Below are 26,236 nucleotides of genomic sequence, written 5' to 3' on the forward strand. Positions count from 1 at the left end.
CCCCGCGCGATCCTGACAACGTTCCCATTCAAACGAAGCATATCCAGAGGTAATTGAAATGTCCCTGACCAATGACCAAATCGTCGATGCCATCGCCGCCAAGTCGCTGATGGAAGTGATGGAGCTGGTGAAGGCCATCGAAGAGAAGTTCGGCGTGTCCGCCGCTGCTCCGGTGATGGCTGCCGGCCCGGCCGTGGCCGCTGCTGCTGTTGAAGAGCAGACCGAGTTCAACGTCATCCTGAAGTCGCCTGGCGACAAGAAGGTCGAAGTGATCAAGGCCGTTCGCGCGATCACCGGCCTGGGCCTGAAGGAAGCCAAGGACCTCACCGAGGCCGGCGGCACCGTGAAGGAAGCCGTGTCGAAGGACGAAGCCGAGAAGATGAAGAAGGATCTCGAGGCTGCCGGCGCGACCGTCGAAGTCAAGTAACACGCTGTTGCGTCGCCTGCAGAACACGCTGGCGACCACCAAAGGCTGGGGGCGAAAGCTCCCGGCCTTTGGCCGTTGTTGAACCAACCGAGTTGACAGTCGGAAGTAGCGGGAGAAGGCGTGCTGGTGCCGGCAATACCAGCGACTTCCCACTGTCAGTTCCAGGCATTCCCGCAGGCCGCCCCGCGCGGCCGCACGAGACGAGGCGCACGCCCAATGACCACCGCCAGCAAACAATATTCGTTCACTGAAAAGAAGCGCATCCGCAAGGACTTCGGCAAGCGCCGTTCGATCCTCGAGGTGCCGTTCCTGCTCGCGATCCAGGTGGACTCCTATCGCGAGTTCCTGCAGGAGCACACCGACACCGGCAGCCGCGAGGACAAGGGGCTGCATGCCGCGCTGAAGTCGGTGTTCCCGATCTCCAGCTACAGCGGCAACGCCGCGCTGGAATACGTGGGCTACAGGCTGGGCGAGCCGGCATTCGACGAACGTGAGTGCCGCACGCGCGGGCTGTCCTACGGCGCCCCGCTGCGCGTCACCGTGCGTCTGGTGATCTACGACCGCGAGTCGTCCACCAAGGCGATCAAGTACGTGAAGGAGCAGGAGGTCTACATGGGCGAGATCCCGCTCATGACCGACAACGGCACCTTCATCGTCAACGGCACCGAGCGCGTCATCGTCTCGCAGCTGCATCGCAGCCCGGGCGTGTTCTTCGACCACGACCGCGGCAAGACGCACAGCTCGGGCAAGCTGCTGTTCTCCGCGCGTGTCATTCCCTATCGCGGTTCGTGGCTGGACTTCGAGTTCGACCCCAAGGACGCGCTGTTCACCCGCATCGACCGTCGCCGCAAGCTGCCGGTCAGCGTCCTGCTGCGCGCGCTGGGCTACAACAACGAAGAAATGCTCAACGAATTCTTCGACATCAACACCTTCCACATCGAAGCCGAAGGCGTGCAGCTGGAGCTGGTGCCCGAGCGCCTGCGCGGCGAAACGCTGGACTTCGACCTGGCCGATGGCGACAAGATCATCGTCGAGGCCGGCAAGCGCATCACCGCGCGGCACGTGAAGCAGCTCGAGAATGCCGGGGTTTCCGCGCTTGCCGTGCCGGACGACTACATCGTCGGCCGCATCCTCTCGCATGACGTGGTGGACGCGGCGACCGGTGAACTGCTGGCTCTGGCCAACGACGAGATCAGCGTCGAAACCCTGGAAAAGCTGCGCAATGCCGGCATCGAGAGCGTTGGCACCCTGTGGGTGAATGACCTCGATCGCGGCGCCTACCTGTCCAATACCCTGCGCATCGACAGCACCAAGACCCAGCTCGAGGCGTTGGTCGAAATCTACCGGATGATGCGCCCGGGCGAGCCGCCGACCAAGGACGCCGCGCAGAACCTGTTCCACAACCTGTTCTTCACCTTCGAACGCTACGACCTGTCGGGCGTGGGCCGGATGAAGTTCAACCGCCGCCTGGGCCGCAAGGAAGTCACCGGCGCCTCGGTGCTGTATGACGCCAAGTACTTTGCCGAGCGCAAGGATGAAGAGTCCGTGCGCCTGCGCAACGAGTGCGGCGCGGGTTCCGACATCCTCGACGTGATCCGCGTGCTGTCCGAGATCCGCAACGGCCGCGGCACCGTGGACGACATCGACCATCTGGGCAACCGTCGCGTGCGTTCGGTCGGCGAAATGGCCGAGAACGTGTTCCGCGTGGGCCTGGTGCGCGTCGAGCGCGCCGTGAAAGAACGCCTGTCGATGGCCGAGTCGGAAGGCCTGACCCCGCAGGAGTTGATCAACGCCAAGCCCGTTGCCGCCGCGATCAAGGAGTTCTTCGGCTCCTCGCAGCTGTCGCAGTTCATGGACCAGAACAACCCGCTCTCGGAAGTGACCCACAAGCGCCGCGTCTCGGCGCTGGGCCCGGGCGGCCTGACCCGCGAACGCGCCGGCTTCGAAGTGCGCGACGTGCACCCGACCCATTACGGCCGCGTCTGCACCATCGAAACCCCGGAAGGCCCGAACATCGGCCTGATCAACTCGCTGGCGGTATTCGCCCGCACCAACCGCTACGGGTTCCTGGAGACCCCGTACCGCAAGGTGGTGGACGGCAAGGTCACCGACGACGTCGAGTACCTGTCGGCGATCGAGGAGAACGAGTACGTCATCGCCCAGGCCAACGCGCCGCGCGACGACAAGGGCCACATCACCGCGCAGTTCGTGGCCTGCCGCTACCAGGGTGAAAACCTGCTCAAGCCGCCGTTGGAAATCCACTTCATGGACGTGTCGCCGATGCAGACCGTGTCGGTCGCGGCGGCGCTGGTGCCGTTCCTGGAACACGATGACGCCAACCGCGCGCTGATGGGCGCGAACATGCAGCGCCAGGCGGTGCCGACCCTGCGTTCGCAGAAGCCGCTGGTCGGCACCGGCATCGAGCGCGCGGTGGCGCGTGACTCGGGCGTGACCGTGAACGCGCGTCGTGGCGGCGTGGTCGAGCAGATCGACGCAGGCCGCATCGTGGTCAAGATCAACGAGGTTGAAATCACCGACGAACACGATGCCGGCGTCGATATCTATTCGCTGATCAAGTACACCCGTTCCAACCAGAACACCTGCATCAACCAGCGCCCGCTGGTGAACGTGGGCGACGTGGTGGCGCGCGGCGACGTGCTGGCCGATGGCCCGTCCACCGACATCGGTGAATTGGCGCTGGGCCAGAACATGCTGGTCGCGTTCATGCCCTGGAACGGCTACAACTTCGAAGACTCGATCCTGCTCTCCGAGCGCGTGGTCGAAGAGGATCGCTACACCACGATCCACATCGAGGAACTGACCCTGCAGGCGCGCGACACCAAGCTTGGGCCGGAGGAAATTTCCGCCGACATCCCCAACGTGTCCGAGCAGGCGCTGAACCGCCTTGATGAATCCGGCGTCGTTTACATCGGTGCCGAAGTGCGCGCCGGCGACATCCTGGTGGGCAAGGTCACGCCGAAGGGCGAGAGCCAGCTGACTCCGGAAGAGAAGCTGCTTCGCGCGATCTTCGGCGAGAAGGCGTCCGACGTGAAGGACAGCTCGCTGCGCGTGCCGCCTGGCATGGACGGCGTGGTGATCGACGTGCAGGTGTTCACCCGCGACGGCATCGAGAAGGACAAGCGCGCGCGCCAGATCGAGGAAAGCGAGATCAAGCGCGTCAAGAAGGACTTCGACGACCAGTTCCGCATCCTCGAATCCGCGATTTACGCGCGCCTGCGCGACCAGCTGCTGGGCAAGGTGGCCAACGGCGGCCCGGGCGTGAAGAAGGGCGACACCGTCTCGTCGCTGGTGCTGGATGGCATCAAGAAGTCCGACTGGCTGCAGCTGCGGATGAAGGATGACGACGCGGCCGATGCGATCGAGCGGGCGGCCAAGCAGCTTGAAGCACACCATCAGGAATTCGAGCGGCGTTTTGCCGACAAGCGCAACAAGATCACCCAGGGTGATGATCTTGCGCCGGGCGTGCTGAAGATGGTCAAGGTGTTCCTGGCGGTCAAGCGCCGCATCCAGCCGGGCGACAAGATGGCCGGCCGCCACGGCAACAAGGGCGTGGTGTCGAAGATCGTGCCGGTCGAGGACATGCCGTACATGGCCGACGGGCAGACCGCGGACATCGTGCTCAACCCGCTGGGCGTGCCAAGCCGAATGAACATCGGCCAGGTGCTGGAAGTGCATCTGGGCTGGGCCGCCAAGGGCCTGGGCCAGAAGATCCAGCGCATGCTGGATGCGCAGGTGAAGTTGGCCGAGCTGCGCAAGTTCCTCGGCGAGATCTACAACCACGACAGCAAGACCCATCTCGAACGCGTTGACCTGACCCAGTTCAGCGATGCCGAGTTGCTGGCGTTGGCGGAAAATCTCACCGATGGCGTGCCGATGGCGACCCCGGTGTTCGACGGCGCAACCGAGGCCGAGATCAAGACGATGCTGCGTCTTGCGGATCTGCCCGAATCCGGCCAGACCCAGCTGTACGACGGCCGTACCGGTGAGGCGTTCGATCGCTTGACCACGGTGGGCTACATGCACGTGCTGAAGCTGAACCACCTGGTGGACGACAAGATGCACGCGCGCTCCACCGGCCCGTACTCGCTGGTCACCCAGCAGCCGCTGGGCGGCAAGGCGCAGTTCGGCGGCCAGCGCTTCGGTGAAATGGAAGTCTGGGCACTGGAAGCCTACGGCGCGGCCTACACCCTGCAGGAAATGCTGACGGTGAAGTCCGACGACGTGCAGGGCCGCAACCAGATGTACAAGAACATCGTCGATGGCGAGCACGAGATGGTCGCGGGCATGCCGGAATCCTTCAACGTGCTGGTGAAGGAAATCCGCAGCCTGGCCATCAACATGGAACTCGAGGAGCACTGAGTTTCGCGACGGCGCGGCGGTGACGCCGCGCCGACCCGCAAGACCCATTGCCCCCGACCCGGAGAATCCCAATGAAAGATTTGCTGAACCTCTTCAACCAGCAGCGCCAAACGCTGGATTTCGACGCGATCAAGATCGCGCTGGCCTCGCCCGACCTGATCCGTTCCTGGTCCTACGGCGAGGTGAAGAAGCCCGAAACGATCAACTACCGCACCTTCAAGCCGGAGCGTGACGGCCTGTTCTGCGCCGCCATCTTCGGCCCGATCAAGGACTATGAATGCCTGTGCGGCAAGTACAAGCGCATGAAGCATCGCGGCGTGGTCTGCGAGAAGTGCGGCACCGAAGTGACCCTGGCCAAGGTGCGCCGCGAGCGCATGGGCCACATCGACCTGGCCTCGCCGGTCGCGCACATCTGGTTCCTCAAGTCGCTGCCGTCGCGCATCGGGTTGATGCTGGACATGACCCTGCGCGACATCGAACGCATCCTGTACTTCGAGGCGTTCGTGGTCACCGAGCCGGGCCTGACACCGCTGGAACGCGGCAGCCTGCTGACCGAGGAACAGTTCCTGCAGGCGCGCCAGGAGCATGGCGATGATTTCGATGCCGCGATGGGCGCCGAGGCAGTCTATGACCTGCTGCGCACCATCGACCTGCAGAGCGAGATCGTGCAACTGAAGGAAGAGATCGCTTCCACCGGCAGCGAAACCAAGCTCAAGCGCCTGACCAAGCGGATCAAGCTGATCGAGGCTTTCATCGAATCCGGCAACCGCCCGGAGTGGATGGTCATGACCGTGCTGCCGGTGCTGCCGCCGGACCTGCGCCCGCTGGTGCCGCTGGACGGCGGCCGCTTCGCGACCTCCGACCTGAACGACCTGTACCGCCGTGTCATCAACCGCAACAACCGCCTGCGCCGCCTGCTGGAGCTCAACGCGCCCGACATCATCGTGCGCAACGAGAAGCGCATGCTGCAGGAGTCGGTGGACGCGCTGATGGACAACGGCCGTCGCGGCCGCGCCATCACCGGCACCAACAAGCGCCCGCTGAAGTCGCTCGCCGACATGATCAAGGGCAAGCAGGGCCGCTTCCGCCAGAACCTGCTCGGCAAGCGCGTGGACTACTCCGGCCGTTCGGTGATCGTGGTCGGCCCGTACCTGAAGCTGCACCAGTGTGGCCTGCCGAAGAAGATGGCGCTGGAGCTGTTCAAGCCCTTCATCTTCGCCAAGCTGCAGCTGCGCGGCCTGGCCACCACCATCAAGGCGGCGAAGAAGCTGGTCGAGCGCGAAGAGGCCGAGGTGTGGGACATCCTCGAAGAGGTGATCCGCGAGCACCCGGTGCTGCTGAACCGTGCGCCGACCCTGCATCGCCTCGGCATCCAGGCATTCGAGCCGGTGTTGATCGAAGGCAAGGCGATCCAGCTGCATCCGCTGGTCTGCACCGCGTTCAACGCCGACTTCGACGGTGACCAGATGGCCGTGCACGTGCCGCTGTCGCTGGAAGCCCAGCTGGAAGCGCGCGCGTTGATGATGGCGTCCAACAACATCCTGTCGCCGGCCAACGGCGAGCCGATCATCGTGCCGTCGCAGGACGTGGTGCTGGGCCTGTACTACATGAGCCGTGCGCTGGAAAACAAGGCCGGCGAAGGCATGGTGTTCGCCAACATCGCCGAAGTGAAGCGCGCCTACGACAACCGCGTTGTGCAACTGCATGCCAAGTGCAAGGTGCGCATCAGTGAAACCGTGGTCAATGAAGACGGCGGCCGCATCCAGCAGACCTCGATCGTGGATACCACGGTCGGCCGTGCGCTGCTGCGCGAGATCCTGCCGGAAGGCCTGCCGTTCGCGCTGGCCAATACCGAAATGACCAAGAAGAACATCAGTCGCCTGATCAACAGCTGCTATCGCATGCTGGGCCTGAAGGACACCGTGGTGTTCGCCGACAAGCTGATGTACACCGGCTTCGCCTACGCCACCCGCGCCGGCGTGTCGATCGGCATCGACGACATGATCATCCCGCTGGAGAAGAAGTCGATCCTGGACGAGGCCGAGGCCGAAGTGCTGGAAATCCAGCAGCAGTACCAGTCGGGCCTGGTCACCGCCGGCGAGCGCTACAACAAGGTGGTGGACATCTGGTCGCGCACCAACGAGCGCGTGGCCAAGGCGATGATGGACACCATCGGCACGGAGAAGGTGCAGAACGCCAAGGGCGAGACCATCGACCAGAAGTCGATGAACTCGATCTACATCATGGCCGACTCCGGTGCGCGCGGTTCGCAGGCGCAGATCCGCCAGCTGGCCGGCATGCGCGGCCTGATGGCCAAGCCGGACGGCTCGATCATCGAGACCCCGATCACCTCGAACTTCCGCGAGGGCCTGAACGTCCAGCAGTACTTCATCTCGACCCACGGCGCGCGCAAAGGCCTGGCCGATACCGCGCTGAAGACCGCGAACTCCGGTTACCTGACCCGCCGCCTGGTGGACGTTGCGCAGGACGTGGTGATCACCAGCACTGACTGCGGCACCACCAACGGGCTGACCATGACCCCGATCGTGGAAGGCGGCGACGTGGTCGAGCCGCTGAAGGATCGCGTGCTCGGTCGCGTGGTGGCCGAAGACGTCTATCTGCCGGGCAACGACGAAGATCCGTTCGTCACCCGCAATACCCTGCTCGACGAGCAGTGGGTGGCCAGGCTGGAAGATGCCGGCGTGCAGTCGATCAACGTGCGCAGCACCATCACCTGCGCGGCGTCGTTCGGCGTCTGCGCGCACTGCTACGGCCGCGACCTGGGCCGCGGCCATCTGGTCAACCACGGGGAAGCCGTGGGCGTGGTTGCCGCGCAGTCGATCGGCGAGCCGGGTACCCAGCTCACCATGCGGACCTTCCACATCGGTGGTGCGGCATCGCGTGCGGCAGCGATCGACAACGTGACGGTGAAGACCACCGGTTCGGTCAAGTTCAACAACCTGAAGTTCGTCAAGCACGCGGGCGGTCATCTGGTGGCGGTGTCGCGCTCCGGCGAACTCTCGGTGCTGGACAACCACGGCCGCGAGCGTGAGCGCTACAAGCTGCCTTACGGCGCCACCATCCAGGTCAACGATGGCGGTGAGGTGAAGGCTGGCCAGACCGTGGCGCATTGGGATCCGCATAACCACCCGATCGTCTCGGAAGTCGCCGGCTTCATGCGCTTCATCGACTTCGTCGATGGCGTGACCGTGATCGAGAAGACCGACGACCTGACCGGCCTGGCCTCGCGCGAGATCACCGACCCGAAGCGTCGCGGCAACCAGGCCAAGGAATTGCGCCCGCTGGTGCGCATCGTGGATGCCAAGGGCAACGACCTGACCATTCCCGGCACCGATTTGCCGGCGCAGTACATGCTGCCGCCGCGCTCGATCGTCAACTTGCAGGACGGCGCGTCGGTTGGCGTGGGCGACGTGGTTGCCAAGATTCCGCAGGAAGCGTCGAAGACCCGCGACATCACCGGCGGCCTGCCGCGCGTCGCCGACCTGTTCGAGGCGCGCAAGCCGAAGGATCCGGCCGTTCTGGCGGAACAGTCGGGCGTGGTCAGCTTCGGCAAGGACACCAAGGGCAAGCAGCGCCTGATCATCAAGGGACCGGACGGCGAGGAGCACGAAGAGCTGATTCCGAAGTATCGCCAGATCATCGTGTTCGAAGGCGAGCATGTGGCCAAGGGCGAGACCGTGGTGGATGGCGAGCCCGCGTCGCAGGACATCCTGCGCCTGAAGGGGGTCGAGGAATTGGCCGCGTACCTGGTCAAGGAAATCCAGGACGTCTATCGCCTGCAGGGCGTGAAGATCAACGACAAGCACATCGAGGTGATCATTCGCCAGATGCTGCGCAAGGTCGAAGTGGTGGATCAGGGCGACTCGAAGTTCCTCAACGGCGAGCAGGTCGAACGCCAGCGCGCCATCGAGGAGAATGACCGCCTCACCCGCAAGGGCGAGCTCCTGGCCAAGGTCAACCCGGTGCTGCTGGGCATCACCAAGGCGTCGCTGGCCACCGAGTCGTTCATTTCCTCGGCATCGTTCCAGGAGACCACCCGGGTGCTGACCGAAGCGGCAGTGCGCGGTACGCGCGACACCCTCCGCGGCCTGAAGGAAAACGTGATCGTCGGCCGCCTGATCCCGGCCGGTACCGGCTTGACCTACCACAGCCAGCGGCGCAAGAACGCCTCCGGCCTGACCGAAGCCGAGATGGCCACCTTGTCCGGCGAGCCGGCCGAGGAAGCTGCTTCGGAATGATCCACGGGCAACCGCCCGGCGTCATCGCCGGGCGGGCTTGCGGCAGCGAGCGGGTGGCGTGTACACTTGCCCGGTTATTGATGGCCTCGGGTCATCCAGATCACCAAATGAGGTCGCAGGACGCGCCTCGTATTGGACCCAGGATGGGTGGGATCGCAGATCAATCACGGTCGTCCGCACTGCGGGCGAAGTGATTCGTCGGTATGGCTGCGTTTGACCGCAAGGTCGGGCGCGGGCTATACTTTTTCGTCTTGCTGGCTGGATTGTCTTCAATCCGGCTGGCTTTCGTTTTCAAATGGGCTTCGGCCCGCCTATTGAGCCCCGAAATGGCAACGATCAACCAGCTGGTGCGCAAGCCGCGCAATCCGGAAACCTACAAGAGCAACTCGCCCGCGCTGGCCAACTGCCCGCAGCGGCGTGGCGTGTGCACCCGCGTGTACACCACCACCCCGAAGAAGCCGAACTCGGCGCTGCGCAAGGTGGCCAAGGTTCGCCTGACCAATGGCTACGAGGTCATCTCGTACATCGGTGGCGAAGGCCACAACCTGCAGGAGCACAGCGTGGTGCTGATCCGCGGCGGCCGCGTCAAGGATCTGCCGGGCGTGCGCTACCACACCGTGCGCGGTGCACTGGACGCCGCCGGCGTTGCCAAGCGCAGGCAGGCCCGTTCCAAGTACGGCGCGAAGCGTCCGAAGTCCTGAGGCTGGCCTTGGGCCGCGCAGTCGCGGCAGCAAGGTTCATCGATTGAAGACAGTGGGCTGACGCCCGCTATACGAGAGAAGCAACATGTCCCGTAAAGGCAATACTCCGCAGCGCTCGGTGCTGCCAGATCCGAAGCACGGAAGCGAAACCATCGCGCGCTTCATCAACATGGTCATGCTCAGCGGCAAGAAGTCGGTCGCCGAGAAGATCGTGTACGGCGCCATGGACACCATCAGCGAAAAGAACCCGAACCCGCTCGAACTGGTCGAGAAGGCGTTGGGCAACGTGTCGCCGTCGGTCGAGGTGAAGTCCCGCCGCGTCGGTGGTGCCACCTACCAGGTGCCGGTCGAAGTGCGCCAGTCGCGCCGCATGGCGCTGGCGATGCGCTGGCTGATCGATTCCGCGCGCAAGCGTGGCGAAAACACCATGCCGCGCAAGCTGGCCGGCGAGTTGCTGGACGCTGCCGAAAATCGCGGCGGCGCGATCAAGAAGCGTGAAGAAACCCATCGCATGGCCGACGCCAACAAGGCGTTCGCGCACTATCGCTGGTGAGTTTGACGGTCTTGTGAACCAGATGGCGGCGCGCTCCTGCGCGCCGCGTCGCAGCCCCGAACGGGCTGCGCGATCCGCCCGAAGGCCGCCGACAGGCGGCATTCGGTCATTCCGAAATCCGAAATTATTGAGAGGCTCCCGTGGCCCGTTCCACTCCCATCGAGCGTTACCGCAACTTCGGCATCATGGCCCACATCGATGCCGGCAAGACCACCACGTCCGAGCGCATCCTGTTCTACACCGGCAAGAGCCACAAGATCGGCGAAGTGCACGATGGCGCGGCCACCATGGACTGGATGGAGCAGGAGCAGGAGCGTGGCATCACGATCCAGTCCGCTGCCACCACCGCGTTCTGGAAGGGCATGGACAAGACCCTGCCGGAATACCGCTTCAACATCATCGATACCCCCGGACACGTCGACTTCACCATCGAAGTGGAGCGCTCGCTGCGCGTGCTCGATGGCGCGGTGTTCGTGCTGTGCGCGGTCGGCGGCGTGCAGCCGCAGTCGGAAACCGTGTGGCGCCAGGCCAACAAGTACAAGGTTCCGCGCATCGCGTTCGTCAACAAGATGGACCGCACCGGCGCCAATTTCGCCAAGGTGCGCGACCAGCTGAAGTCGCGCCTCGGCGCGCAGCCGGTGCCGATGCAGGTGCCGATCGGCGCCGAGGACGGCTTTGAAGGCGTGGTCGACCTGCTGAAGATGAAGGCGATCCATTGGGACGTCGCCTCCCAGGGGCTGACGTTCGAATATCGCGAGATCCCGGCCGAGCTGCAGGCGCAGGCCGAAGAAGCGCGCGCGTACATGATCGAGTCCGCCGCTGAAGCCAGCGAAGAGCTGATGGACAAGTACCTGGGCGGAGGCGATCTGTCCGAGGAAGAGGTCATCGCCGGCCTGCGCGAGCGCACCCTGAAGACCGAAATCGTGCCGATGTATTGCGGCAGCGCGTTCAAGAACAAGGGCGTGCAAGCCATGTTGGACGGCGTGGTGCAGCTGCTGCCGTCGCCGGTGGACGTGCCTGCGATCAATGGCGTCGACGTGGATGACGACACCGTGGAGCTGCATCGCGAGTCCAGCGACAAGGCTCCGTTCTCGGCGCTTGCGTTCAAGATCATGACCGACCCGTTCGTGGGTTCGCTGACCTTCTTCCGCGTCTATTCCGGCATGCTCAATGCGGGCGACCAGGTGCTGAACTCGGTCAAGGGCAAGAAGGAGCGCATCGGCCGGTTGCTGCAGATGCATTCCAACAATCGCGAGGAAATCAAGGAAGTGCTGGCCGGCGACATCGCCGCGGCGGTGGGCCTGAAGGATGTCACCACCGGTGACACCCTGTGCGCCATCGATGCGCCGATCGTGCTCGAGCGCATGACCTTCCCGGAGCCCGTCATCTCGATGGCGGTCGAACCGAAGACCAAGTCGGACCAGGAAAAGATGGGCAACGCCCTGAGCCGGCTGGCCCAGGAAGACCCCAGCTTCCGCGTGCGTACCGACGAGGAATCCGGCCAGACCATCATTGCCGGCATGGGCGAGCTGCACCTGGACATCATCGTCGACCGCATGAAGCGCGAGTTCAACGTCGAGGCCAACGTCGGCAAGCCGCAGGTGGCCTATCGCGAGACCATCCGCAAGTCCGACGTCAAGAGCGACTACAAGCACGCCAAGCAGTCGGGCGGCAAGGGCCAGTACGGCCACGTGGTGATCGAGCTGTCACCGATGACCGACGCCGACAAGGCCAACCCGGACGTCAAGAACGATTTCCTGTTCATCAATGACATCACCGGCGGCGTGATCCCGAAGGAATTCATCCCGGCGGTTGAAAAGGGCATGCGCGAAACCATCACCAGCGGGCCGTTGGCCGGCTATCCGGTGGTGGGCGTCAAGGTCAAGCTGGTGTTCGGCTCCTACCACGACGTCGACTCGTCGGAAATGGCGTTCAAGCTGGCTGCGTCGATGGCGTTCAAGGAAGGCTTCCGCAAGGCCAATCCGGTCCTGTTGGAGCCGGTCATGAAGGTCGAAATCGTCAGCCCGGAAGATTACCTGGGCGACGTGATGGGTGACGTGAGCCGTCGTCGCGGCGTGCTGCAGGGTCAGGACGACAGCCCGTCCGGCAAGATCATCAACGCGATGATCCCGCTGGGTGAAATGTTCGGCTATGCCACCAGCCTGCGCTCGATGTCGCAGGGTCGCGCGACGTTCTCGATGGAGTTCGACCACTACGAAGAAGCGCCGAACAACATCGCCGAATCGGTCATCAAGAAGGCTTGATTCGTGATCCGGGGCTCGTGACTCGTCAACGCGCGAGCCCCGCCCGATCCGACTCATTTTGTTCAACAACAATCACGCATTACAGAGGTAACGACAATGGCAAAGGGTAAGTTCGAGCGCACCAAGCCCCACGTGAACGTGGGCACGATCGGTCACGTGGACCACGGCAAGACGACGCTGACGGCGGCGCTGACGAAGGTGGGCGCGGAGCGTTTCGGCGGCGAGTTCAAGGCCTATGACGCGATCGACGCGGCGCCGGAAGAGAAGGCGCGCGGGATCACGATCTCGACGGCGCACGTGGAATACGAATCGCCGAACCGCCACTACGCGCACGTGGATTGCCCGGGCCACGCCGACTACGTGAAGAACATGATCACGGGTGCGGCGCAGATGGACGGCGCGATCCTGGTGTGCTCGGCCGCTGACGGCCCGATGCCGCAGACGCGCGAGCACATCCTGCTGTCGCGCCAGGTGGGCGTGCCGTACATCGTGGTCTACCTGAACAAGGCGGACATGGTGGACGACGCCGAGCTGCTGGAGCTGGTGGAGATGGAAGTCCGCGAGTTGCTGAGCAAGTACGATTTCCCGGGCGACGACACCCCGATCATTTCGGGTTCGGCGCGTCTGGCGCTGGAAGGCGACCAGAGCGAGATCGGCGTGCCGTCGATCGTGAAGCTGGTGGAAGCGCTGGACACCTGGATTCCGGAGCCGGAGCGCGCGATCGACAAGCCGTTCCTGATGCCGGTGGAAGACGTGTTCTCGATCTCGGGCCGCGGCACCGTGGTGACCGGCCGCATCGAGCGCGGCGTGATCAAGGTGGGCGAGGAAATCGAGATCGTCGGCATCCGCCCGACCCAGAAGACCACGGTGACCGGCGTGGAAATGTTCCGCAAGCTGCTGGACCAGGGCCAGGCGGGCGACAACGCGGGCCTGCTGCTGCGCGGCACCAAGCGTGACGACGTGGAGCGCGGCCAGGTGCTGTGCAAGCCGGGTTCGATCACCCCGCACACCGAGTTCGAGGCCGAGGTGTACGTGCTGTCGAAGGACGAGGGTGGTCGTCATACCCCGTTCTTCAAGGGCTACCGCCCGCAGTTCTACTTCCGCACGACCGACATCACCGGCGCGGTGACCCTGCCGGAAGGCGTGGAGATGGTGATGCCGGGCGACAACGTGAAGATGGTGGTGTCGCTGATCAACCCGGTGGCGATGGACGAAGGCCTGCGTTTCGCGATCCGCGAAGGCGGCCGTACCGTCGGCGCCGGCGTGGTGGCGAAGATCATCAAGTGACGCAATCCGCCCGTGCGCGCTGTGCGCGCACGGCTGCGGTTGCGCCATCCCCGCGCAGGCGGGGATCCAGCTTCGACAAGCCGCCAAGCTAAAGGCTGGAGTCCCGCGCTCGCGGGAATGACCAATCGAAAGTTGCAATCAGGGCTTGCGCAGTCCTGATTGCATCCGTTAGAATGCAAGACCCCTGCGGAAATGCGAATTTCCAAAGGAAGCGAAAAGAGGTGCAGGAAGCGCCTCGTATTCGCCAGACAGGGAAATGTCGCACGGCAAGGCCTCGTCCGTTCCGGACTTATCCGGAGCACTTCGGCGGGGCCCTTCGGTGCGTTCATGAATTCCCATGCTGGCGGGCCGGGTGACCGGGCCGCCAGTCTGTTTTCCCGGCATCACCGCAGTAACCGTTGTCCTCACGGGGTGTGGCGCAACTACGCCGTCCCACCTGTCGCTCTTTAGATACAAGGATTTCTCCCATGGCGGACCAGAAGATTCGCATCCGGCTGAAGGCGTTCGATCATCGTCTGATCGACCGTTCGGCCAGCGAGATCGTCGAGACGGCCAAGCGGACCGGCGCGCAAGTGCGCGGCCCGATCCCGCTGCCGACCAAGATCGAGCGTTACACCGTACAGACCTCGCCCCACGTCGACAAAGACGCGCGCGACCAGTACGAAACCCGCACGCACAAGCGCGTGCTCGATATCGTCGACCCCAACGACAAGACCGTGGACGCGCTGATGAAGCTCGAACTCGCGGCTGGCGTTGATGTCCAGATCAAGTTGACCTGAGGAGACCGCAGATGAGCGCGAAGAAATATTCGCTCGGCATCATCGGTCGCAAGGCCGGCATGAGCCGCATGTTCACCGAAGATGGCAAGTCCATTCCGGTGACCTTGATCGAGGCAACCCCGAACCGCATCACCCAGGTGAAGACCGTCGAAACCGACGGCTATTCCGCGCTGCAGGTGACCGCGGGCGTCAAGCGTGCCAGCCTGCTCACCAAGCCGGCGACCGGTCACCTGGCCAAGGCCAAGGTGGAGGCGGGTCGCGGCTTGTGGGAGTTGCGCGTGGAAGCCGACCAGCTCAATGGTTTTGAAGTGGGTGGCGAGATCAAGGCCGACATCTTCAGTGAAGGCCAGATGGTCGATGTGCAGGGCGTGACCAAGGGCAAGGGCTTCCAGGGCACCATCAAGCGCTGGAACTTCTCCATGGGTGATGCCACCCACGGCAACTCGCTGTCGCACCGTTCGCCTGGCTCCATCGGCCAGCGCCAGACGCCCGGCCGCGTGTTTCCGGGCAAGAAAATGGCGGGCCACATGGGTCACGTCAACCAGACCACGCAGGGCTTGCAGGTGGTCAAGGTTGATGCCGAGCGCGGTTTGATTGCCGTGCGCGGCGCGGTCCCGGGTGCCCCGGGCGGCGACGTGATCGTGCGCCCGACGAGCAAGGGAGTCTGAACATGGAACTGAGCATCAATGGCGGCAAGGGCGCCGTGTCGGTTTCCGACGCCGTGTTTGGCCGCGAGTTCAGCGAAGACCTGGTGCACCAGGTCGTTGTTGCCTACCGCAACGCCGGTCGCGCCGGTACCAAGGCGCAGAAGACCCGTTCGGAAGTCAACGGCACCACCAAGAAATCGAAGAAGCAAAAGGGCGGCGGTGCGCGTCATGGCGCGCTGACGGCTCCGATCTTCGTCGGCGGCGGTGTGACCTTCGCGGCAAAGCCGCGCACCTTCGCGCAGAAGGTCAATCGCAAGATGTACCGCGCTGCAATGTCCGCGATCCTGTCCGAGCTGAATCGCCAGGGCCGCATCACCGTGCTCGATGGCTTTGAAGTGGAAGCGCCGAAGACCGCTGGTCTGGTGTCCAAGCTGAAAGAGCTCGGTGCCGGTCAGCGCCCGCTGATCGTCACTGAAGGTGCCTCCGACAATCTGTACCTGTCTGCCCGCAATCTGCCGTATGTGCAGGTGCGTGACGTGCAGGGTCTGGATCCGGTTTCGCTGGTCGGTGCCGACACCGTGCTGATCACCGCTGACGCGGTGAAGAAGATCGAGGAGTGGCTGGCATGAGCGCCAATCTGTATGAAGTGATCCGTGCGCCGCGCGTGTCCGAAAAGACCGCGCGTCTGCAGGAAGTCTCCAACCAATACGTCTTTGAAATCGCGAAGACCGCCACCAAGGCCGATGTCAAGGCTGCGGTCGAGAAAATCTTCGACGTCAAGGTCGAGGCGGTCAACGTGGTGAACGTGAAGGGCAAGTCCAAGTCCTTCAAGTCACGCCAAGGTCGCCGTGGCGACTGGCGCAAGGCGTACGTCACGCTGGCCGAAGGCCAGGCGATTGACGTGATGACGGCCGCGGCCTGAGGAACGACCCATGGCACTGATGACATTCAAGCCCACCTCGCCTGGTCGCCGTTCGGCGGTCCGCGTGGTCACCCCCGGCCTGCACAAGGGCGCGCCCCATGAGGCGTTGCTCGAGAAGAAGAGCAACTCCGGCGGCCGCAATCACCACGGGCGGATCACCACCCGCCACATCGGTGGTGGTCACAAGCAGCATTACCGCATCATCGACTTCAAGCGCGACAAGGAAGGCATTCCTGCGCGCGTGGAGCGGATCGAATACGATCCCAACCGCACCGCGCATATCGCGCTGCTGTGCTACGCCGATGGCGAGCGTCGCTACATCATCGCGCCGAAGGGCCTGAAGGCGGGCGACCAGGTGATCGCGGGTCGTGATGCGCCGATCAAGGCCGGCAATACGCTGCCGCTGCGCAACATCCCGGTCGGTTCCACCGTGCATTGCATCGAGATGAAGCCGGGCAAGGGTGCGCAGATCGCGCGTGCCGCCGGCGCCGGCGTGCAGCTGGTCGCCCGCGAGGGCGTTTACGCAACGCTGCGCCTGCGCTCCGGCGAGATGCGCCGGGTGCCTGCGGAATGCCGCGCCACCATCGGTGAAGTCGGCAACGACGAACACTCCCTGGAGAAGCTCGGCAAGGCCGGTGCGACCCGCTGGCGCGGCGTCAAGCCCACCGTCCGCGGCGCCGCGATGAACCCGGTCGACCATCCGCACGGCGGTGGTGAAGCCAAGGCCGGACAGGGCAATCCGCATCCGGTCACCCCGTGGGGCGTGCCCACCAAGGGTTACAAGACCCGCAAGAACAAGCGCACCCAGCAGTTCATCGTGCGCGATCGCAGGAGCTAATCGGCAATGGCACGTTCACTCAAGAAGGGCCCGTTCATCGACCATCACCTGCAGAAGAAGGTGGAAGTCGCGGGCAACAGCAAGAAGCCGATCAAGACCTGGTCGCGTCGTTCGACGATCCTGCCCGAAATGATCGGGATCACCATCGCCGTGCACAACGGCAAGAACCATGTCCCGGTGCTGATCAACGAGAACATGATCGGTCACAAGCTTGGCGAGTTCGCGGTGACCCGGACGTTCAAGGGTCATGGCGGCGACAAGAAGAGCGGGAAGTAAGGAGATGACCATGGAAGCGAAAGCCATCCTGCGCAGTGCGCGCATCTCCCCGCAGAAGGCCCGCCTGGTCGCCGACCAGGTGCGTGGCCTTCCCGTTGCCCGTGCGCTCGACCTGTTGAAGTTCTCGGACAAGAAGGCTGCAGGCATGATCTACAAGGTCGTGTTTTCCGCAGCGTCGAATGCCGAGAACAACAACGGCGCCGATGCAGACGAGCTGAATGTCATGACCATCATGGTTGATGAAGGTCCCTCGCTGAAGCGCTTCATGGCGCGTGCGAAGGGTCGTGGCACGCGCATCACCAAGCGCACCAGCCACATCACCGTGATCGTTGGCGAGGGCAAGTAATCATGGGTCATAAAGTCAATCCAATCGGCATCCGCCTGGGCATTTCGAAAGACTGGAATTCCAAGTGGTATGCCGGCAAGAAGCAGTTCGCCGGTTACCTGGCCGCCGACCTCAAGGTTCGCGAGATGCTTCGCAAGAAGCTGGCCCAGGCGGGCATCAGCAAGATCCTGATCGAGCGTCCGGCCAACAACGCGCGCGTGACCATCCACACCGCCCGTCCGGGCGTGGTGATCGGCAAGCGCGGCGAGGACATCGAGAAGCTGCGCAAGGAAGTGTCGGACGTGATGGGTGTTCCGGCACACATCAATGTGACCGAAGTGCGCAAGCCCGAGCTCGATGCGCAGCTGGTGGCCGAGTCCATCGCGCAGCAGCTGGAGCGCCGCATCATGTTCCGCCGCGCAATGAAGCGTGCGGTGGGCAATGCGATGCGCCTCGGCGCGCTGGGCATCAAGGTCAATGTCGCCGGCCGCTTGAACGGCGCTGAAATCGCCCGTTCGGAGTGGTATCGCGAAGGCCGCGTGCCGCTGCATACGCTGCGCGCCGACATCGACTATGGCTTCGCCGAGGCGAAGACAACCTACGGCATCATCGGCATCAAGGTGTGGGTGTACAAGGGCGAGATTTTTGATTTCACCCAGATCGGCCAGGAAAAGCAGGATGACTCCCCGGCACCGCGTGGCGGTGACCGTGAGCGTCCGCGCGGCCCGCGCCGCGACCGTGGCGACCGCGCTGAGCGCGGCGAAGCGAGGGACTAAACCATGTTGCAACCCAAGCGAACCAAATATCGAAAGGTCCACAAGGGCCGCAATGAAGGCCTGAGCTGGAACGGCAATGCCGTCAGCTTCGGCGAGTTCGGCCTGAAGGCGACCGCCACCGGCCAGCTCACTGCGCGCCAGATCGAGGCCGCGCGTCGTTCCATCAGCCGTTACGTCAAGCGTGGCGGCAAGATGTGGATCCGCGTGTTCCCCGACAAGCCGATCACCAAGAAGCCGATCGAAGTCCGAATGGGCTCCGGCAAGGGCAATGTGGAGTACTGGGTCGCGCAGATCCAGCCCGGCCGCATGATTTACGAAATCGAGGGCGTAAGTGAGGAGGTGGCGCGCGAGGCGTTCCGCCTGGCCGCTGCCAAGCTCTCGGTCACCACCACTTTCGTGACCCGGACGGTGCGCTGATGGAACTCAAGCAACTGCGTCAGAAGTCGACGGACGAGCTGAAGGCCCACATGGTCGAGCTGCAGAAAGAGCGTTTTGCGCTGCGGATGCAGAAGGCCACCGGCCAGCTGCCTCCGTCCAAGGCCAATGAGCCACGCCGCGTGAGGCGCGAGATCGCTCGCGTCAACACGTTGCTCGGCCAGATGAAGTAAGGAACGGGCGCCATGACCGAACAAACCAAGAAGCTGCATACGGTCGAAGGCCGTGTTGTCAGCAACAAGATGGACAAGACCGTGACGGTGCTCGTCGAGCGCCAGGTCAAGCACGCGCTGTACGGCAAGTACATCCGCCGCTCGACCAAGCTCCACGCCCATGACGCCGACAACGCCTGCAACGAGGGTGATGTGGTGCGGGTGGCCGAGTGCGCGCCGATGTCCAAGACCAAGAACTGGCGGGTGGTGCAAATCCTCACCCGCGCCGCCGAGTAACCAGGAGAGACAGCCATGATCCAGATGCAGAGCTATCTCGACGTTGCCGACAACTCGGGTGCCAAGGAACTGATGTGCATCAAGGTGCTGGGCGGCTCCAAGCGCCGCTACGCAGGCATCGGTGACATCATCAAGGTGTCGGTGAAGGACGCGATTCCGCGTGGCAAAGTCAAGAAGGGCGACGTCTATGACGCCGTGGTGGTCCGCACCCGCAAGGGCGTGCGCCGCCCCGACGGCTCGCTGATCCGCTTCGACGGCAACGCCGCCGTGTTGCTGAACAACAAGCAAGAACCCATCGGGACCCGCATTTTCGGGCCAGTCACCCGCGAGCTGCGCTCCGAGAAGTTCATGAAGATCGTCTCGCTCGCGCCTGAAGTGCTCTGAGCGGAGGAAGGAAAACATGAACCGTATCCGCAAGGGTGACCAGGTGGTCGTGACCACTGGCAACAAGAAGATCAAGGGCCAGACCGGCGAAGTGCTGCGCGTCGATGGAGAGCGCGTGTATGTCGCCAATTTGAACCTGGTCAAGCGCCACACCAAGCCCAATCCCCAGGCCGGCCAGCCCGGTGGCGTGATTGAGCGCGAGGCGTCGATCCACATTTCAAACGTGATGCTGCTGAACCCGGCGACGGGCAAGGGCGAGCGCGTTTCCACCAAGGTGCTCGAGAATGGAACGCGCCTGCGCGTTTTCCGCTCCAGCGGCGAGGCTATCTGACATGAACACCAGGCTCGAAAAGTTCTACAAGGACGAAGTGGTGCCGAAGCTGATGCAGCAATTCGGCTACACCAATCCCATGCAGGTGCCCAAGCTGATCAAGGTCACGCTGAACATGGGCGTGGGCGAGGCGGCCACCAACAAGAAGGTGCTGGAAAGCGCCGTCGCCGAAATGGCCAAGATCTCCGGGCAGAAGCCGATCGTGACGAAGTCGCGCGTGTCCGTGGCGTCGTTCAAGATCCGCGACGGCTGGCCGATCGGCTGCAAGGTGACCCTGCGCCGCGAACGCATGTTCGAGTTCCTCGACCGCTTGATCAACATCTCGCTGCCACGCGTTCGTGACTTCCGCGGCGTGTCGGGCCGTTCATTCGATGGTCGTGGCAACTACAACATGGGCGTGAAGGAACAGATCATCTTCCCGGAGATCGATTTCGACGCCGTTGATGCAATGCGCGGCATGGACATTGCCATCACCACCACCGCGAAGACCGACGCCGAGGCCAAGGCCCTGCTCGAAGCCTTCCGCTTCCCGTTCCGCAACTAAGGACACGTCATGGCCAAGACTTCCATGATCAATCGCGAGACCAAGCGCAACAAGCTGGCGAAGCAGCATGCCGCCAAGCGTGAGGCGCTGAAGAAGGTCATCTCCAGCCAGGATGCGTCCTATGAGGACAAGATGGCCGCCGCGGTCAAGCTGCAGAAGCTGCCGCGCGACTCGTCGCCGTCGCGGCAGACCAGCCGCTGCGTCCTGACCGGCCGTCCGCGTGGCGTGTATGCCAAGTTCGGCTTGGGCCGCAACAAGCTGCGCGAAGCCACCATGCGCGGCGATGTTCCGGGTCTGCGCAAGGCAAGCTGGTAAAAACCTGCTATACTGCTCCGCTACCTGTCGTAAACGCGGCAGTAGCGAATCCGGGGCCTCGCAGGAATGCGGGGCCTTGGCCGCAACAAGCGCCGGAAGCGGCGTCCACAATCCGACAGATTTTCGCGAAAGCGGATATCGGTGCTACTCATCAGGTGAACCTACATGAGCATGACTGATCCCATCGCCGACATGCTGGTCCGCATCAAGAATGCGGCTGCGGTTGGCAAGCCGGCGGTAAAAATGCCGTCCTCCAAGACCAAGGTTGCGATTGCCGCCGTCCTCAAGGACGAAGGCTACATCGCTGACGCCCGGGTGACCCAGAACGGCGCCAAGGCCGAATTGGAAATCGCCCTGAAGTATTTCGAAGGCAAGCCGGTCATCGACACCCTGAAGCGCGTTTCGCGCTCGGGCTTGCGTCATTACCGTGGCAAGGACGATCTGCCGAAGGTGCTTCATGGCCTTGGAATCGCCATCATTTCCACCTCCAAGGGCATCATGACCGACTCGAAGGCGCGCCAGCAGGGCGTCGGCGGTGAAGTCTTGTGCATCGTGGCTTAAGGGAGTAACGACCATGTCCCGAGTTGCCAAGAAGCCCGTTGCCCTGGTCAAGGGTGTCGAAATCAACGTCCAGCCGGAAATCGTCAGCGTCAAGGGCCCCAAGGGCACGCTGAGCATCGCCAAGCCGGCCGGAATCGAAGTCAAGGTCGATGGCGACAGCATGCAGCTGTCCGCCGCCGACGCCGGTCTGGTCCCGCTGACCGGCACCCTGCGTGCGATCCTCGCCAACATGGTGCATGGCGTCAGCACCGGCTTCGAGCGCAAGCTCGAGTTGGTCGGCGTGGGGTATCGCGCCACCATGCAGGGCAAGGATTTGAGCCTGGCGTTGGGTTATTCGCACCCGATCCTGTACGCAGCGCCCGATGGCATCACCATCAATGCGCCGACCCAGACCGAGATCGTCGTGACGGGTGCTGACAAGCAGCTGGTGGGTGAAGTTGCTGCCAAGATCCGCGGCTACCGCCCGCCGGAGCCCTACAAGGGCAAGGGCGTGAAGTATTCCGACGAGACCATCATCCGCAAGGAAGCGAAGAAAGCGTAATCCCGCGGGATAAAGCGTTTTCAGCTTTCGGAGAAGAGAACCATGGAAAAGAAGATCGCCCGCCTGCGTCGTGCCAAGTCCACGCGCTCGCACATTCGTGAACTTGGCGTGCCGCGCCTGTCGGTGTTGCGCACCGGACAGCACCTGTATGCACAGCTGTTCACTGCCGATGGCGCAAAGGTCCTGGCGTCGGCCAGCACCCTGCAGGCCGACGTCAAGGATGGCTTGAAGAACGGCAAGAATGCCGAAGCCGCTGTTCGCGTCGGCAAGGTGATTGCCGAGCGCGCGAAGGCTGCCGGTATCGAGCGGGTTGCGTTTGACCGTTCCGGCTACCGTTATCACGGTCGCATCAAGGCCCTGGCCGATGCTGCACGCGAGGGTGGTCTGCAGTTCTGAGTGATGGCGCGGTGGGCTCAGGTCCGCGCGCCTTGCTTATTCGTCGATGCGAGTGGCATCGGACGCCCCGGTCGGTTGCGGCCGCGGCGGAACACCTGCAACACATCACAACCATAAGCGGCCACGCCGCAAATTCCATCAATCAATCGAGACATCGAAATGGCAGAACAGCGCGAATCCCGCGGGCGTGATCGCAATCGCGACCGCGAAGAAGTCGATGACGGCATGATCGAAAAGCTGATCGCGGTCAATCGCGTCAGCAAGACCGTCAAGGGTGGTCGCCAGTTCACTTTCACCGCATTGACGGTGGTGGGTGACGGCGCAGGCAAGGTCGGCTTCGGCTATGGCAAGGCGCGTGAAGTGCCGGTTGCCATCCAGAAGTCGATGGAATACGCCCGCAAGAGCATGAGCACGGTCGAGCTCAACAACGGCACCCTGCATCACGCGGTGAAGGCCGGGCACGGCGCGGCACGCGTGTACATGCAGCCGGCGTCCGAAGGTACCGGCGTGATCGCCGGTGGCGCCATGCGCGCCGTGCTGGAAGCGGTGGGCGTCAAGAACGTGTTGGCCAAGGCGGTCGGTTCGCGTAACCCGATCAACCTGGTGCGCGCCACGGTCAAGGGTCTGGAGGCGATGCAGTCGCCGACCCGGATCGCCGCCAAGCGCGGCAAGAAGGTGGAGGATTTGATCAATGGCTAATGACACCAAGACCATCAAGGTCCGCCTGGTCAAGGGCCTGCGCGGCACCCAGGCGCGTCACCGCTTGTCGGTGAAGGCGCTTGGCCTGGGCAAGCTCAATAGCGTTCGCGAGCTGAAAGACAGCCCGCAGGTGCGCGGCCTGATCAATCAACTGCATTACCTGGTTCGGGTCGAGGAGTAATCGCATGAAGCTCAATACGCTCAAGCCCGCTGACGGCGCTCGCCAAGACGCACGCCGCGTCGGTCGTGGCATCGGCTCCGGCCTCGGCAAGACCTGTGGCCGCGGCCACAAGGGTTCGTTCGCGCGCGCCGGCAAGGGCAAGATCAAGGCCGGTTTTGAAGGCGGCCAGATGCCGATGCAGCGTCGCCTGCCGAAGATCGGCTTCCGCTCGAAGCTGTCCAACGACTGCGCCGAGGTGTTGCTGTACAAGCTGGACACGCTGCCGGCGGGCGAGGTGGATTTCGCTGCCCTGCGCGCGGCCAAGCTGGTTCCGGCGTCGGCCAAGCGCGCCAAGGTTGTTGCCAAGGGCGAGGTCAGCAAGGCCTACGTGCTGAAGGGCATCGCTGCGACCGCTGGCGCCAAGGCCGCGATCGAAGCGGCCGGCGGCAAGCTGGCGGAGTAAGCCAGGCATGTCGCGCAGCGCGGATGCATTGGCCGGGATCATGGGCGCGGGCAAGTTCGCAGAACTCCGCTCGCGCCTGCTGTTCGTCGTGGGTGCGCTGATCGTCTATCGCATCGGGTGCTACATCCCGGTGCCGGGTGTGAACCCGGAGGCGATGCTGCAGCTGATGAATGCGCAGAAGGGCACCGTGGTGGACATGTTCAACATGTTCTCCGGCGGCGCTCTTTCGCGCTTCAGCCTGCTTGCGCTGAACGTGATGCCATACATTTCTGCCTCGATCGTGATGCAGCTGATGGTCCAGATCCTGCCCAGCCTGAAGGCGATGCAGAAAGAGGGCGAGTCCGGGCGTCGCAAGATCACCCAGTACTCGCGCGTCGGGTCGGTGTTCCTGGCGGTGTTCCAGGCTGCGGGCATTGCCATCGCGCTGCAGCACCAGGGCGCCGGAAGCGGCGTACCGGTGGTCTACAACCCCGGCCCTGGTTTCGTGCTGACGGCGGTGGTGTCACTGACCGCGGGCACGGTGTTCCTGATGTGGCTGGGTGAGCAGGTGACCGAGCGCGGCATCGGCAACGGTGTTTCGTTGATCATTTTCGCCGGGATCGTGGCCGGTTTGCCTGGCGCGGTGTTGCATACCCTGCAGCAGGCCAGCAGCGGTGACATGCAGTGGATCACGGTCTTCGTGATTCTGGCGATCGTGGTGGCAGTCACCTGGTTCGTCGTGTTCATGGAAAGCGGCCAGCGCCGCATCACCGTGAATTACGCGCGCCGCCAGGGCGGCCGCGGTGGTTACCAGAACCAGAGTTCGTTCCTGCCGCTCAAGCTCAACATGTCGGGCGTGATCCCGCCGATCTTCGCTTCGTCGATCATCATGTTCCCGGCGACCGCATCGACCTGGTTCGGCCAGTCGGGCAGCCCGGCGACGGTGTGGCTGCAGAAGGTGAGTCAGATGCTGTCACCCGGCGAGCCGCTGCACATGATCCTGCTGGCTGCGCTGATCATCGGGTTTGCGTTCTTCTACACGGCGCTGGTGTTCAATTCGCAGGAAACGGCCGACAACCTCAAGAAGTCGGGTGCGCTGATTCCGGGCATCCGCCCGGGCAAGGCGACCGGCGAATACATCGACGGCGTGCTGACGCGTTTGACGGGAGCCGGTGCGCTGTATCTGGTCCTGGTTTGCCTGTTGCCGGAGCTGATGCGCACCAAGCTTGGAACGTCCTTCTACTTTGGCGGTACATCGCTGCTGATCGTGGTGGTGGTGGTGATGGATTTCATTGCGCAGATCCAGGCGCACCTGATGTCGCACCAGTACGAGAGCTTGCTGAAAAAGGCCAACCTCAAGGGCGGATCGCGGACGCGTTGATGCGTCCGTGGTTTGCACGGTGAAGCTTGTTGCACCGGCCAGGACGGCCGGGCTGGCCTGAACAGGCCGTTTGTTGGGCCCTGGATGGCAACGAAATACCGCCGGCGTGGAACGAATGCGTCCGCACGGCAACTGGGCGACCTGCGCAATGATCCCGCGCGTGGGTGGCCTCGGACCGATCCGCGTGCCGGAGTAGCGCGCGGGCAGGCCAGGGCGATTTGTCTTGGTACTGCCAGTCCGGGGCCGTCGCCGGAGCATGGGCACACTCCCCATGCCGGGTCTGGCTGCCGCCTCGGTAGCCGGGCTTCCTGAATCGCCGGGATTTGGTTATAATTTCATGTTCACCACGCCGGGACCTTTGGTTCGGCGTCATTTCGTATATCGGAGATCGCCTTATGGCGCGTATTGCAGGCGTCAACCTGCCTGCCCAGAAGCATGTCTGGGTTGGGTTGCAAAGCATCTACGGCATTGGCCGTACCCGTTCCAAGCAGGTCTGTGAAGCGGCCGGCGTCAACACGTCGACCAAGATCCGTGACCTGTCCGAGCCGGAAGTCGAGCGCTTGCGCGCCGAAGTCGGCAAGTGCGTGGTCGAAGGCGACCTGCGTCGCGAGGTCGGCATGGCGATCAAGCGCCTGATGGACCTGGGCTGCTATCGCGGCTTGCGCCATCGTCGTGGCTTGCCGCTTCGCGGTCAGCGCACCCGCACCAATGCTCGTACCCGCAAGGGTCCGCGCAAGGCCATCAGGAAGTAAGGGGTAAATCATGGCCAAGCCAAACGCAGCAAAGACCAAGAAGAAGATCAAGCGCGTCGTCACCGACGGGATCGCCCACGTGCACGCGTCCTTCAACAACACCATCATCACCATCACCGACCGGCAGGGCAATGCGCTGAGCTGGGCGACTTCGGGCGGCGCGGGCTTCCGCGGCTCGCGCAAGTCCACCCCGTTCGCCGCACAGGTTGCCGCGGAGAAGGCCGGCAAGGCTGCTCTGGACTACGGTGTGAAGGCGCTGGAAGTGCGCATCAAGGGCCCGGGTCCGGGCCGCGAATCTGCCGTGCGTTCGTTGAACAACGTCGGCTACAAGATCCTCAACATCATCGACGTGACGCCAATCCCGCACAACGGGTGCCGTCCGCCGAAGAAGCGTCGCGTTTGACGCTCGGGA

31 protein-coding genes are annotated in these 26,236 nt (G+C 63.5%); all 31 read left to right on the plus strand.

Translation table 11 applies throughout. From position 1 onward, the window contains the following. Positions 1 to 58 precede the first annotated feature (58 nt). The 31 genes from rplL to rpsK all read left to right on the plus strand — a co-directional run bounded on the left by rplL (position 59) and on the right by rpsK (position 26,227). Positions 59 to 427: a 50S ribosomal protein L7/L12 gene (rplL, locus tag LIW09_RS02540; RefSeq protein WP_256646405.1), complete on the plus strand. Its 369-nt coding sequence runs from the start codon at positions 59 to 61 to the stop codon at positions 425 to 427. A 216-nt stretch (positions 428 to 643) separates the two neighbouring features. Next, positions 644 to 4,807 (plus strand): DNA-directed RNA polymerase subunit beta, encoded by a 4,164-nt coding sequence (gene rpoB, locus LIW09_RS02545; RefSeq protein WP_256646406.1) that lies wholly within the window; start codon positions 644 to 646, stop codon positions 4,805 to 4,807. A 71-nt stretch (positions 4,808 to 4,878) separates the two neighbouring features. Next, a complete protein-coding gene (rpoC, locus tag LIW09_RS02550; RefSeq protein WP_256646407.1) occupies positions 4,879 to 9,066 on the plus strand; it encodes a DNA-directed RNA polymerase subunit beta' in 4,188 nt (1,395 codons plus the stop codon). 326 nt (positions 9,067 to 9,392) lie between these two features. Continuing rightward, the gene (gene rpsL / locus LIW09_RS02555; RefSeq protein WP_256646408.1) at positions 9,393 to 9,767 is read left to right on the plus strand and encodes a 30S ribosomal protein S12; all 375 of its coding nucleotides are present in this window, start codon (positions 9,393 to 9,395) and stop codon (positions 9,765 to 9,767) included. Between the two features lie 85 nt (positions 9,768 to 9,852). Continuing rightward, positions 9,853 to 10,320 carry a 30S ribosomal protein S7 gene (gene rpsG / locus LIW09_RS02560; protein WP_256646409.1) on the plus strand — a complete coding sequence of 156 codons (468 nt, stop codon included), beginning with the start codon at positions 9,853 to 9,855 and terminating at the stop codon, positions 10,318 to 10,320. Between the two features lie 140 nt (positions 10,321 to 10,460). Further along, positions 10,461 to 12,584 carry an elongation factor G gene (gene fusA / locus LIW09_RS02565; RefSeq protein WP_256646410.1) on the plus strand — a complete coding sequence of 708 codons (2,124 nt, stop codon included), beginning with the start codon at positions 10,461 to 10,463 and terminating at the stop codon, positions 12,582 to 12,584. Positions 12,585 to 12,680: 96 nt separating this feature from the next. Then, complete coding sequence (gene tuf, locus LIW09_RS02570) at positions 12,681 to 13,871, plus strand: elongation factor Tu (RefSeq protein ID WP_256646399.1); 1,191 nt, start codon at positions 12,681 to 12,683, stop codon at positions 13,869 to 13,871. Between the two features lie 467 nt (positions 13,872 to 14,338). Then, entirely contained in the window at positions 14,339 to 14,650 is a 312-nt protein-coding gene (gene rpsJ, locus LIW09_RS02575; protein WP_223626372.1) for a 30S ribosomal protein S10, read from the plus strand. An 11-nt stretch (positions 14,651 to 14,661) separates the two neighbouring features. Next, on the plus strand, positions 14,662 to 15,318 hold the full coding sequence (gene rplC / locus LIW09_RS02580; protein WP_256646411.1) for a 50S ribosomal protein L3: 657 nt from the start codon (positions 14,662 to 14,664) through the stop codon (positions 15,316 to 15,318). A 2-nt stretch (positions 15,319 to 15,320) separates the two neighbouring features. Then, positions 15,321 to 15,926 (plus strand): 50S ribosomal protein L4, encoded by a 606-nt coding sequence (gene rplD / locus LIW09_RS02585; RefSeq protein WP_256646412.1) that lies wholly within the window; start codon positions 15,321 to 15,323, stop codon positions 15,924 to 15,926. Further along, on the plus strand, positions 15,923 to 16,219 hold the full coding sequence (gene rplW / locus LIW09_RS02590; RefSeq protein ID WP_256646413.1) for a 50S ribosomal protein L23: 297 nt from the start codon (positions 15,923 to 15,925) through the stop codon (positions 16,217 to 16,219). Before rplD ends, rplW begins: the two co-directional genes overlap by 4 nt. A gap of 10 nt (positions 16,220 to 16,229) precedes the next feature. Further along, the gene (gene rplB, locus LIW09_RS02595; protein ID WP_256646414.1) at positions 16,230 to 17,057 is read left to right on the plus strand and encodes a 50S ribosomal protein L2; all 828 of its coding nucleotides are present in this window, start codon (positions 16,230 to 16,232) and stop codon (positions 17,055 to 17,057) included. Positions 17,058 to 17,063: 6 nt separating this feature from the next. Further along, positions 17,064 to 17,333 (plus strand): 30S ribosomal protein S19, encoded by a 270-nt coding sequence (rpsS, locus tag LIW09_RS02600; protein ID WP_256646415.1) that lies wholly within the window; start codon positions 17,064 to 17,066, stop codon positions 17,331 to 17,333. Between the two features lie 10 nt (positions 17,334 to 17,343). Beyond that, positions 17,344 to 17,679 carry a 50S ribosomal protein L22 gene (gene rplV, locus LIW09_RS02605; RefSeq protein WP_256646416.1) on the plus strand — a complete coding sequence of 112 codons (336 nt, stop codon included), beginning with the start codon at positions 17,344 to 17,346 and terminating at the stop codon, positions 17,677 to 17,679. 2 nt (positions 17,680 to 17,681) lie between these two features. Next, complete coding sequence (gene rpsC / locus LIW09_RS02610) at positions 17,682 to 18,434, plus strand: 30S ribosomal protein S3 (RefSeq protein ID WP_256646417.1); 753 nt, start codon at positions 17,682 to 17,684, stop codon at positions 18,432 to 18,434. A gap of 3 nt (positions 18,435 to 18,437) precedes the next feature. Continuing rightward, positions 18,438 to 18,851, plus strand: coding sequence for a 50S ribosomal protein L16 (gene rplP / locus LIW09_RS02615; RefSeq protein ID WP_256646418.1), 414 nt, complete (start codon positions 18,438 to 18,440; stop codon positions 18,849 to 18,851). Further along, positions 18,851 to 19,042 (plus strand): 50S ribosomal protein L29, encoded by a 192-nt coding sequence (gene rpmC, locus LIW09_RS02620; protein ID WP_256646419.1) that lies wholly within the window; start codon positions 18,851 to 18,853, stop codon positions 19,040 to 19,042. Before rplP ends, rpmC begins: the two co-directional genes overlap by 1 nt. A gap of 12 nt (positions 19,043 to 19,054) precedes the next feature. Next, complete coding sequence (gene rpsQ / locus LIW09_RS02625) at positions 19,055 to 19,318, plus strand: 30S ribosomal protein S17 (RefSeq protein ID WP_256646420.1); 264 nt, start codon at positions 19,055 to 19,057, stop codon at positions 19,316 to 19,318. Positions 19,319 to 19,333: 15 nt separating this feature from the next. Further along, complete coding sequence (gene rplN, locus LIW09_RS02630; protein ID WP_256646421.1) at positions 19,334 to 19,702, plus strand: 50S ribosomal protein L14; 369 nt, start codon at positions 19,334 to 19,336, stop codon at positions 19,700 to 19,702. Between the two features lie 16 nt (positions 19,703 to 19,718). Next, positions 19,719 to 20,033 (plus strand): 50S ribosomal protein L24, encoded by a 315-nt coding sequence (gene rplX, locus LIW09_RS02635; RefSeq protein WP_256646422.1) that lies wholly within the window; start codon positions 19,719 to 19,721, stop codon positions 20,031 to 20,033. 1 nt (position 20,034) lies between these two features. Continuing rightward, a complete protein-coding gene (gene rplE, locus LIW09_RS02640; protein WP_256646423.1) occupies positions 20,035 to 20,577 on the plus strand; it encodes a 50S ribosomal protein L5 in 543 nt (180 codons plus the stop codon). A 9-nt stretch (positions 20,578 to 20,586) separates the two neighbouring features. Next, the gene (gene rpsN / locus LIW09_RS02645; protein WP_256646424.1) at positions 20,587 to 20,892 is read left to right on the plus strand and encodes a 30S ribosomal protein S14; all 306 of its coding nucleotides are present in this window, start codon (positions 20,587 to 20,589) and stop codon (positions 20,890 to 20,892) included. 165 nt (positions 20,893 to 21,057) lie between these two features. Then, positions 21,058 to 21,453, plus strand: coding sequence for a 30S ribosomal protein S8 (rpsH, locus tag LIW09_RS02650; protein WP_256646425.1), 396 nt, complete (start codon positions 21,058 to 21,060; stop codon positions 21,451 to 21,453). 13 nt (positions 21,454 to 21,466) lie between these two features. Beyond that, the gene (rplF, locus tag LIW09_RS02655) at positions 21,467 to 21,994 is read left to right on the plus strand and encodes a 50S ribosomal protein L6 (protein ID WP_256646426.1); all 528 of its coding nucleotides are present in this window, start codon (positions 21,467 to 21,469) and stop codon (positions 21,992 to 21,994) included. A 42-nt stretch (positions 21,995 to 22,036) separates the two neighbouring features. Further along, positions 22,037 to 22,390 carry a 50S ribosomal protein L18 gene (gene rplR / locus LIW09_RS02660; RefSeq protein WP_256646427.1) on the plus strand — a complete coding sequence of 118 codons (354 nt, stop codon included), beginning with the start codon at positions 22,037 to 22,039 and terminating at the stop codon, positions 22,388 to 22,390. A 159-nt stretch (positions 22,391 to 22,549) separates the two neighbouring features. Continuing rightward, positions 22,550 to 23,089, plus strand: a complete 540-nt coding sequence (gene rpsE / locus LIW09_RS02665; RefSeq protein ID WP_256646428.1) for a 30S ribosomal protein S5 — start codon at positions 22,550 to 22,552, stop codon at positions 23,087 to 23,089. Then, positions 23,082 to 23,270: a 50S ribosomal protein L30 gene (gene rpmD, locus LIW09_RS02670; protein WP_256646429.1), complete on the plus strand. Its 189-nt coding sequence runs from the start codon at positions 23,082 to 23,084 to the stop codon at positions 23,268 to 23,270. Before rpsE ends, rpmD begins: the two co-directional genes overlap by 8 nt. Positions 23,271 to 23,274: 4 nt before the next feature. After that, positions 23,275 to 23,712 (plus strand): 50S ribosomal protein L15, encoded by a 438-nt coding sequence (gene rplO, locus LIW09_RS02675; protein ID WP_256646430.1) that lies wholly within the window; start codon positions 23,275 to 23,277, stop codon positions 23,710 to 23,712. Between the two features lie 7 nt (positions 23,713 to 23,719). After that, positions 23,720 to 25,072, plus strand: coding sequence for a preprotein translocase subunit SecY (gene secY, locus LIW09_RS02680; RefSeq protein WP_256646431.1), 1,353 nt, complete (start codon positions 23,720 to 23,722; stop codon positions 25,070 to 25,072). Between the two features lie 395 nt (positions 25,073 to 25,467). Next, positions 25,468 to 25,824 (plus strand): 30S ribosomal protein S13, encoded by a 357-nt coding sequence (gene rpsM, locus LIW09_RS02685; RefSeq protein WP_256646432.1) that lies wholly within the window; start codon positions 25,468 to 25,470, stop codon positions 25,822 to 25,824. A gap of 10 nt (positions 25,825 to 25,834) precedes the next feature. Beyond that, positions 25,835 to 26,227 (plus strand): 30S ribosomal protein S11, encoded by a 393-nt coding sequence (rpsK, locus tag LIW09_RS02690; RefSeq protein ID WP_256646433.1) that lies wholly within the window; start codon positions 25,835 to 25,837, stop codon positions 26,225 to 26,227. The last annotated feature ends 9 nt before the right edge of the window (positions 26,228 to 26,236 follow it).

The sequence above is a fragment of the Thermomonas paludicola genome, from assembly GCF_024498955.1.
GTDB classification, from domain to species: domain Bacteria; phylum Pseudomonadota; class Gammaproteobacteria; order Xanthomonadales; family Xanthomonadaceae; genus Thermomonas; species Thermomonas paludicola.

Bases quoted from the DNA above. Each gene is read 5' to 3' on its own strand.
- rplL (WP_256646405.1), top strand. From the start codon at position 59: ATGTCCCTGACCAATGACCAAATCGTCGATGCCATCGCCGCCAAGTCG.
- rpoB (WP_256646406.1), top strand. From the start codon at position 644: ATGACCACCGCCAGCAAACAATATTCGTTCACTGAAAAGAAGCGCATC.
- rpoC (WP_256646407.1), top strand. From the start codon at position 4,879: ATGAAAGATTTGCTGAACCTCTTCAACCAGCAGCGCCAAACGCTGGAT.
- rpsL (WP_256646408.1), top strand. From the start codon at position 9,393: ATGGCAACGATCAACCAGCTGGTGCGCAAGCCGCGCAATCCGGAAACC.
- rpsG (WP_256646409.1), top strand. From the start codon at position 9,853: ATGTCCCGTAAAGGCAATACTCCGCAGCGCTCGGTGCTGCCAGATCCG.
- tuf (WP_256646399.1), top strand. From the start codon at position 12,681: ATGGCAAAGGGTAAGTTCGAGCGCACCAAGCCCCACGTGAACGTGGGC.
- rpsJ (WP_223626372.1), top strand. From the start codon at position 14,339: ATGGCGGACCAGAAGATTCGCATCCGGCTGAAGGCGTTCGATCATCGT.
- rplC (WP_256646411.1), top strand. From the start codon at position 14,662: ATGAGCGCGAAGAAATATTCGCTCGGCATCATCGGTCGCAAGGCCGGC.
- rplD (WP_256646412.1), top strand. From the start codon at position 15,321: ATGGAACTGAGCATCAATGGCGGCAAGGGCGCCGTGTCGGTTTCCGAC.
- rplW (WP_256646413.1), top strand. From the start codon at position 15,923: ATGAGCGCCAATCTGTATGAAGTGATCCGTGCGCCGCGCGTGTCCGAA.
- rplB (WP_256646414.1), top strand. From the start codon at position 16,230: ATGGCACTGATGACATTCAAGCCCACCTCGCCTGGTCGCCGTTCGGCG.
- rpsS (WP_256646415.1), top strand. From the start codon at position 17,064: ATGGCACGTTCACTCAAGAAGGGCCCGTTCATCGACCATCACCTGCAG.
- rplV (WP_256646416.1), top strand. From the start codon at position 17,344: ATGGAAGCGAAAGCCATCCTGCGCAGTGCGCGCATCTCCCCGCAGAAG.
- rpsC (WP_256646417.1), top strand. From the start codon at position 17,682: ATGGGTCATAAAGTCAATCCAATCGGCATCCGCCTGGGCATTTCGAAA.
- rplP (WP_256646418.1), top strand. From the start codon at position 18,438: ATGTTGCAACCCAAGCGAACCAAATATCGAAAGGTCCACAAGGGCCGC.
- rpmC (WP_256646419.1), top strand. From the start codon at position 18,851: ATGGAACTCAAGCAACTGCGTCAGAAGTCGACGGACGAGCTGAAGGCC.
- rpsQ (WP_256646420.1), top strand. From the start codon at position 19,055: ATGACCGAACAAACCAAGAAGCTGCATACGGTCGAAGGCCGTGTTGTC.
- rplN (WP_256646421.1), top strand. From the start codon at position 19,334: ATGATCCAGATGCAGAGCTATCTCGACGTTGCCGACAACTCGGGTGCC.
- rplX (WP_256646422.1), top strand. From the start codon at position 19,719: ATGAACCGTATCCGCAAGGGTGACCAGGTGGTCGTGACCACTGGCAAC.
- rplE (WP_256646423.1), top strand. From the start codon at position 20,035: ATGAACACCAGGCTCGAAAAGTTCTACAAGGACGAAGTGGTGCCGAAG.
- rpsN (WP_256646424.1), top strand. From the start codon at position 20,587: ATGGCCAAGACTTCCATGATCAATCGCGAGACCAAGCGCAACAAGCTG.
- rpsH (WP_256646425.1), top strand. From the start codon at position 21,058: ATGAGCATGACTGATCCCATCGCCGACATGCTGGTCCGCATCAAGAAT.
- rplF (WP_256646426.1), top strand. From the start codon at position 21,467: ATGTCCCGAGTTGCCAAGAAGCCCGTTGCCCTGGTCAAGGGTGTCGAA.
- rplR (WP_256646427.1), top strand. From the start codon at position 22,037: ATGGAAAAGAAGATCGCCCGCCTGCGTCGTGCCAAGTCCACGCGCTCG.
- rpsE (WP_256646428.1), top strand. From the start codon at position 22,550: ATGGCAGAACAGCGCGAATCCCGCGGGCGTGATCGCAATCGCGACCGC.
- rpmD (WP_256646429.1), top strand. From the start codon at position 23,082: ATGGCTAATGACACCAAGACCATCAAGGTCCGCCTGGTCAAGGGCCTG.
- rplO (WP_256646430.1), top strand. From the start codon at position 23,275: ATGAAGCTCAATACGCTCAAGCCCGCTGACGGCGCTCGCCAAGACGCA.
- secY (WP_256646431.1), top strand. From the start codon at position 23,720: ATGTCGCGCAGCGCGGATGCATTGGCCGGGATCATGGGCGCGGGCAAG.
- rpsM (WP_256646432.1), top strand. From the start codon at position 25,468: ATGGCGCGTATTGCAGGCGTCAACCTGCCTGCCCAGAAGCATGTCTGG.
- rpsK (WP_256646433.1), top strand. From the start codon at position 25,835: ATGGCCAAGCCAAACGCAGCAAAGACCAAGAAGAAGATCAAGCGCGTC.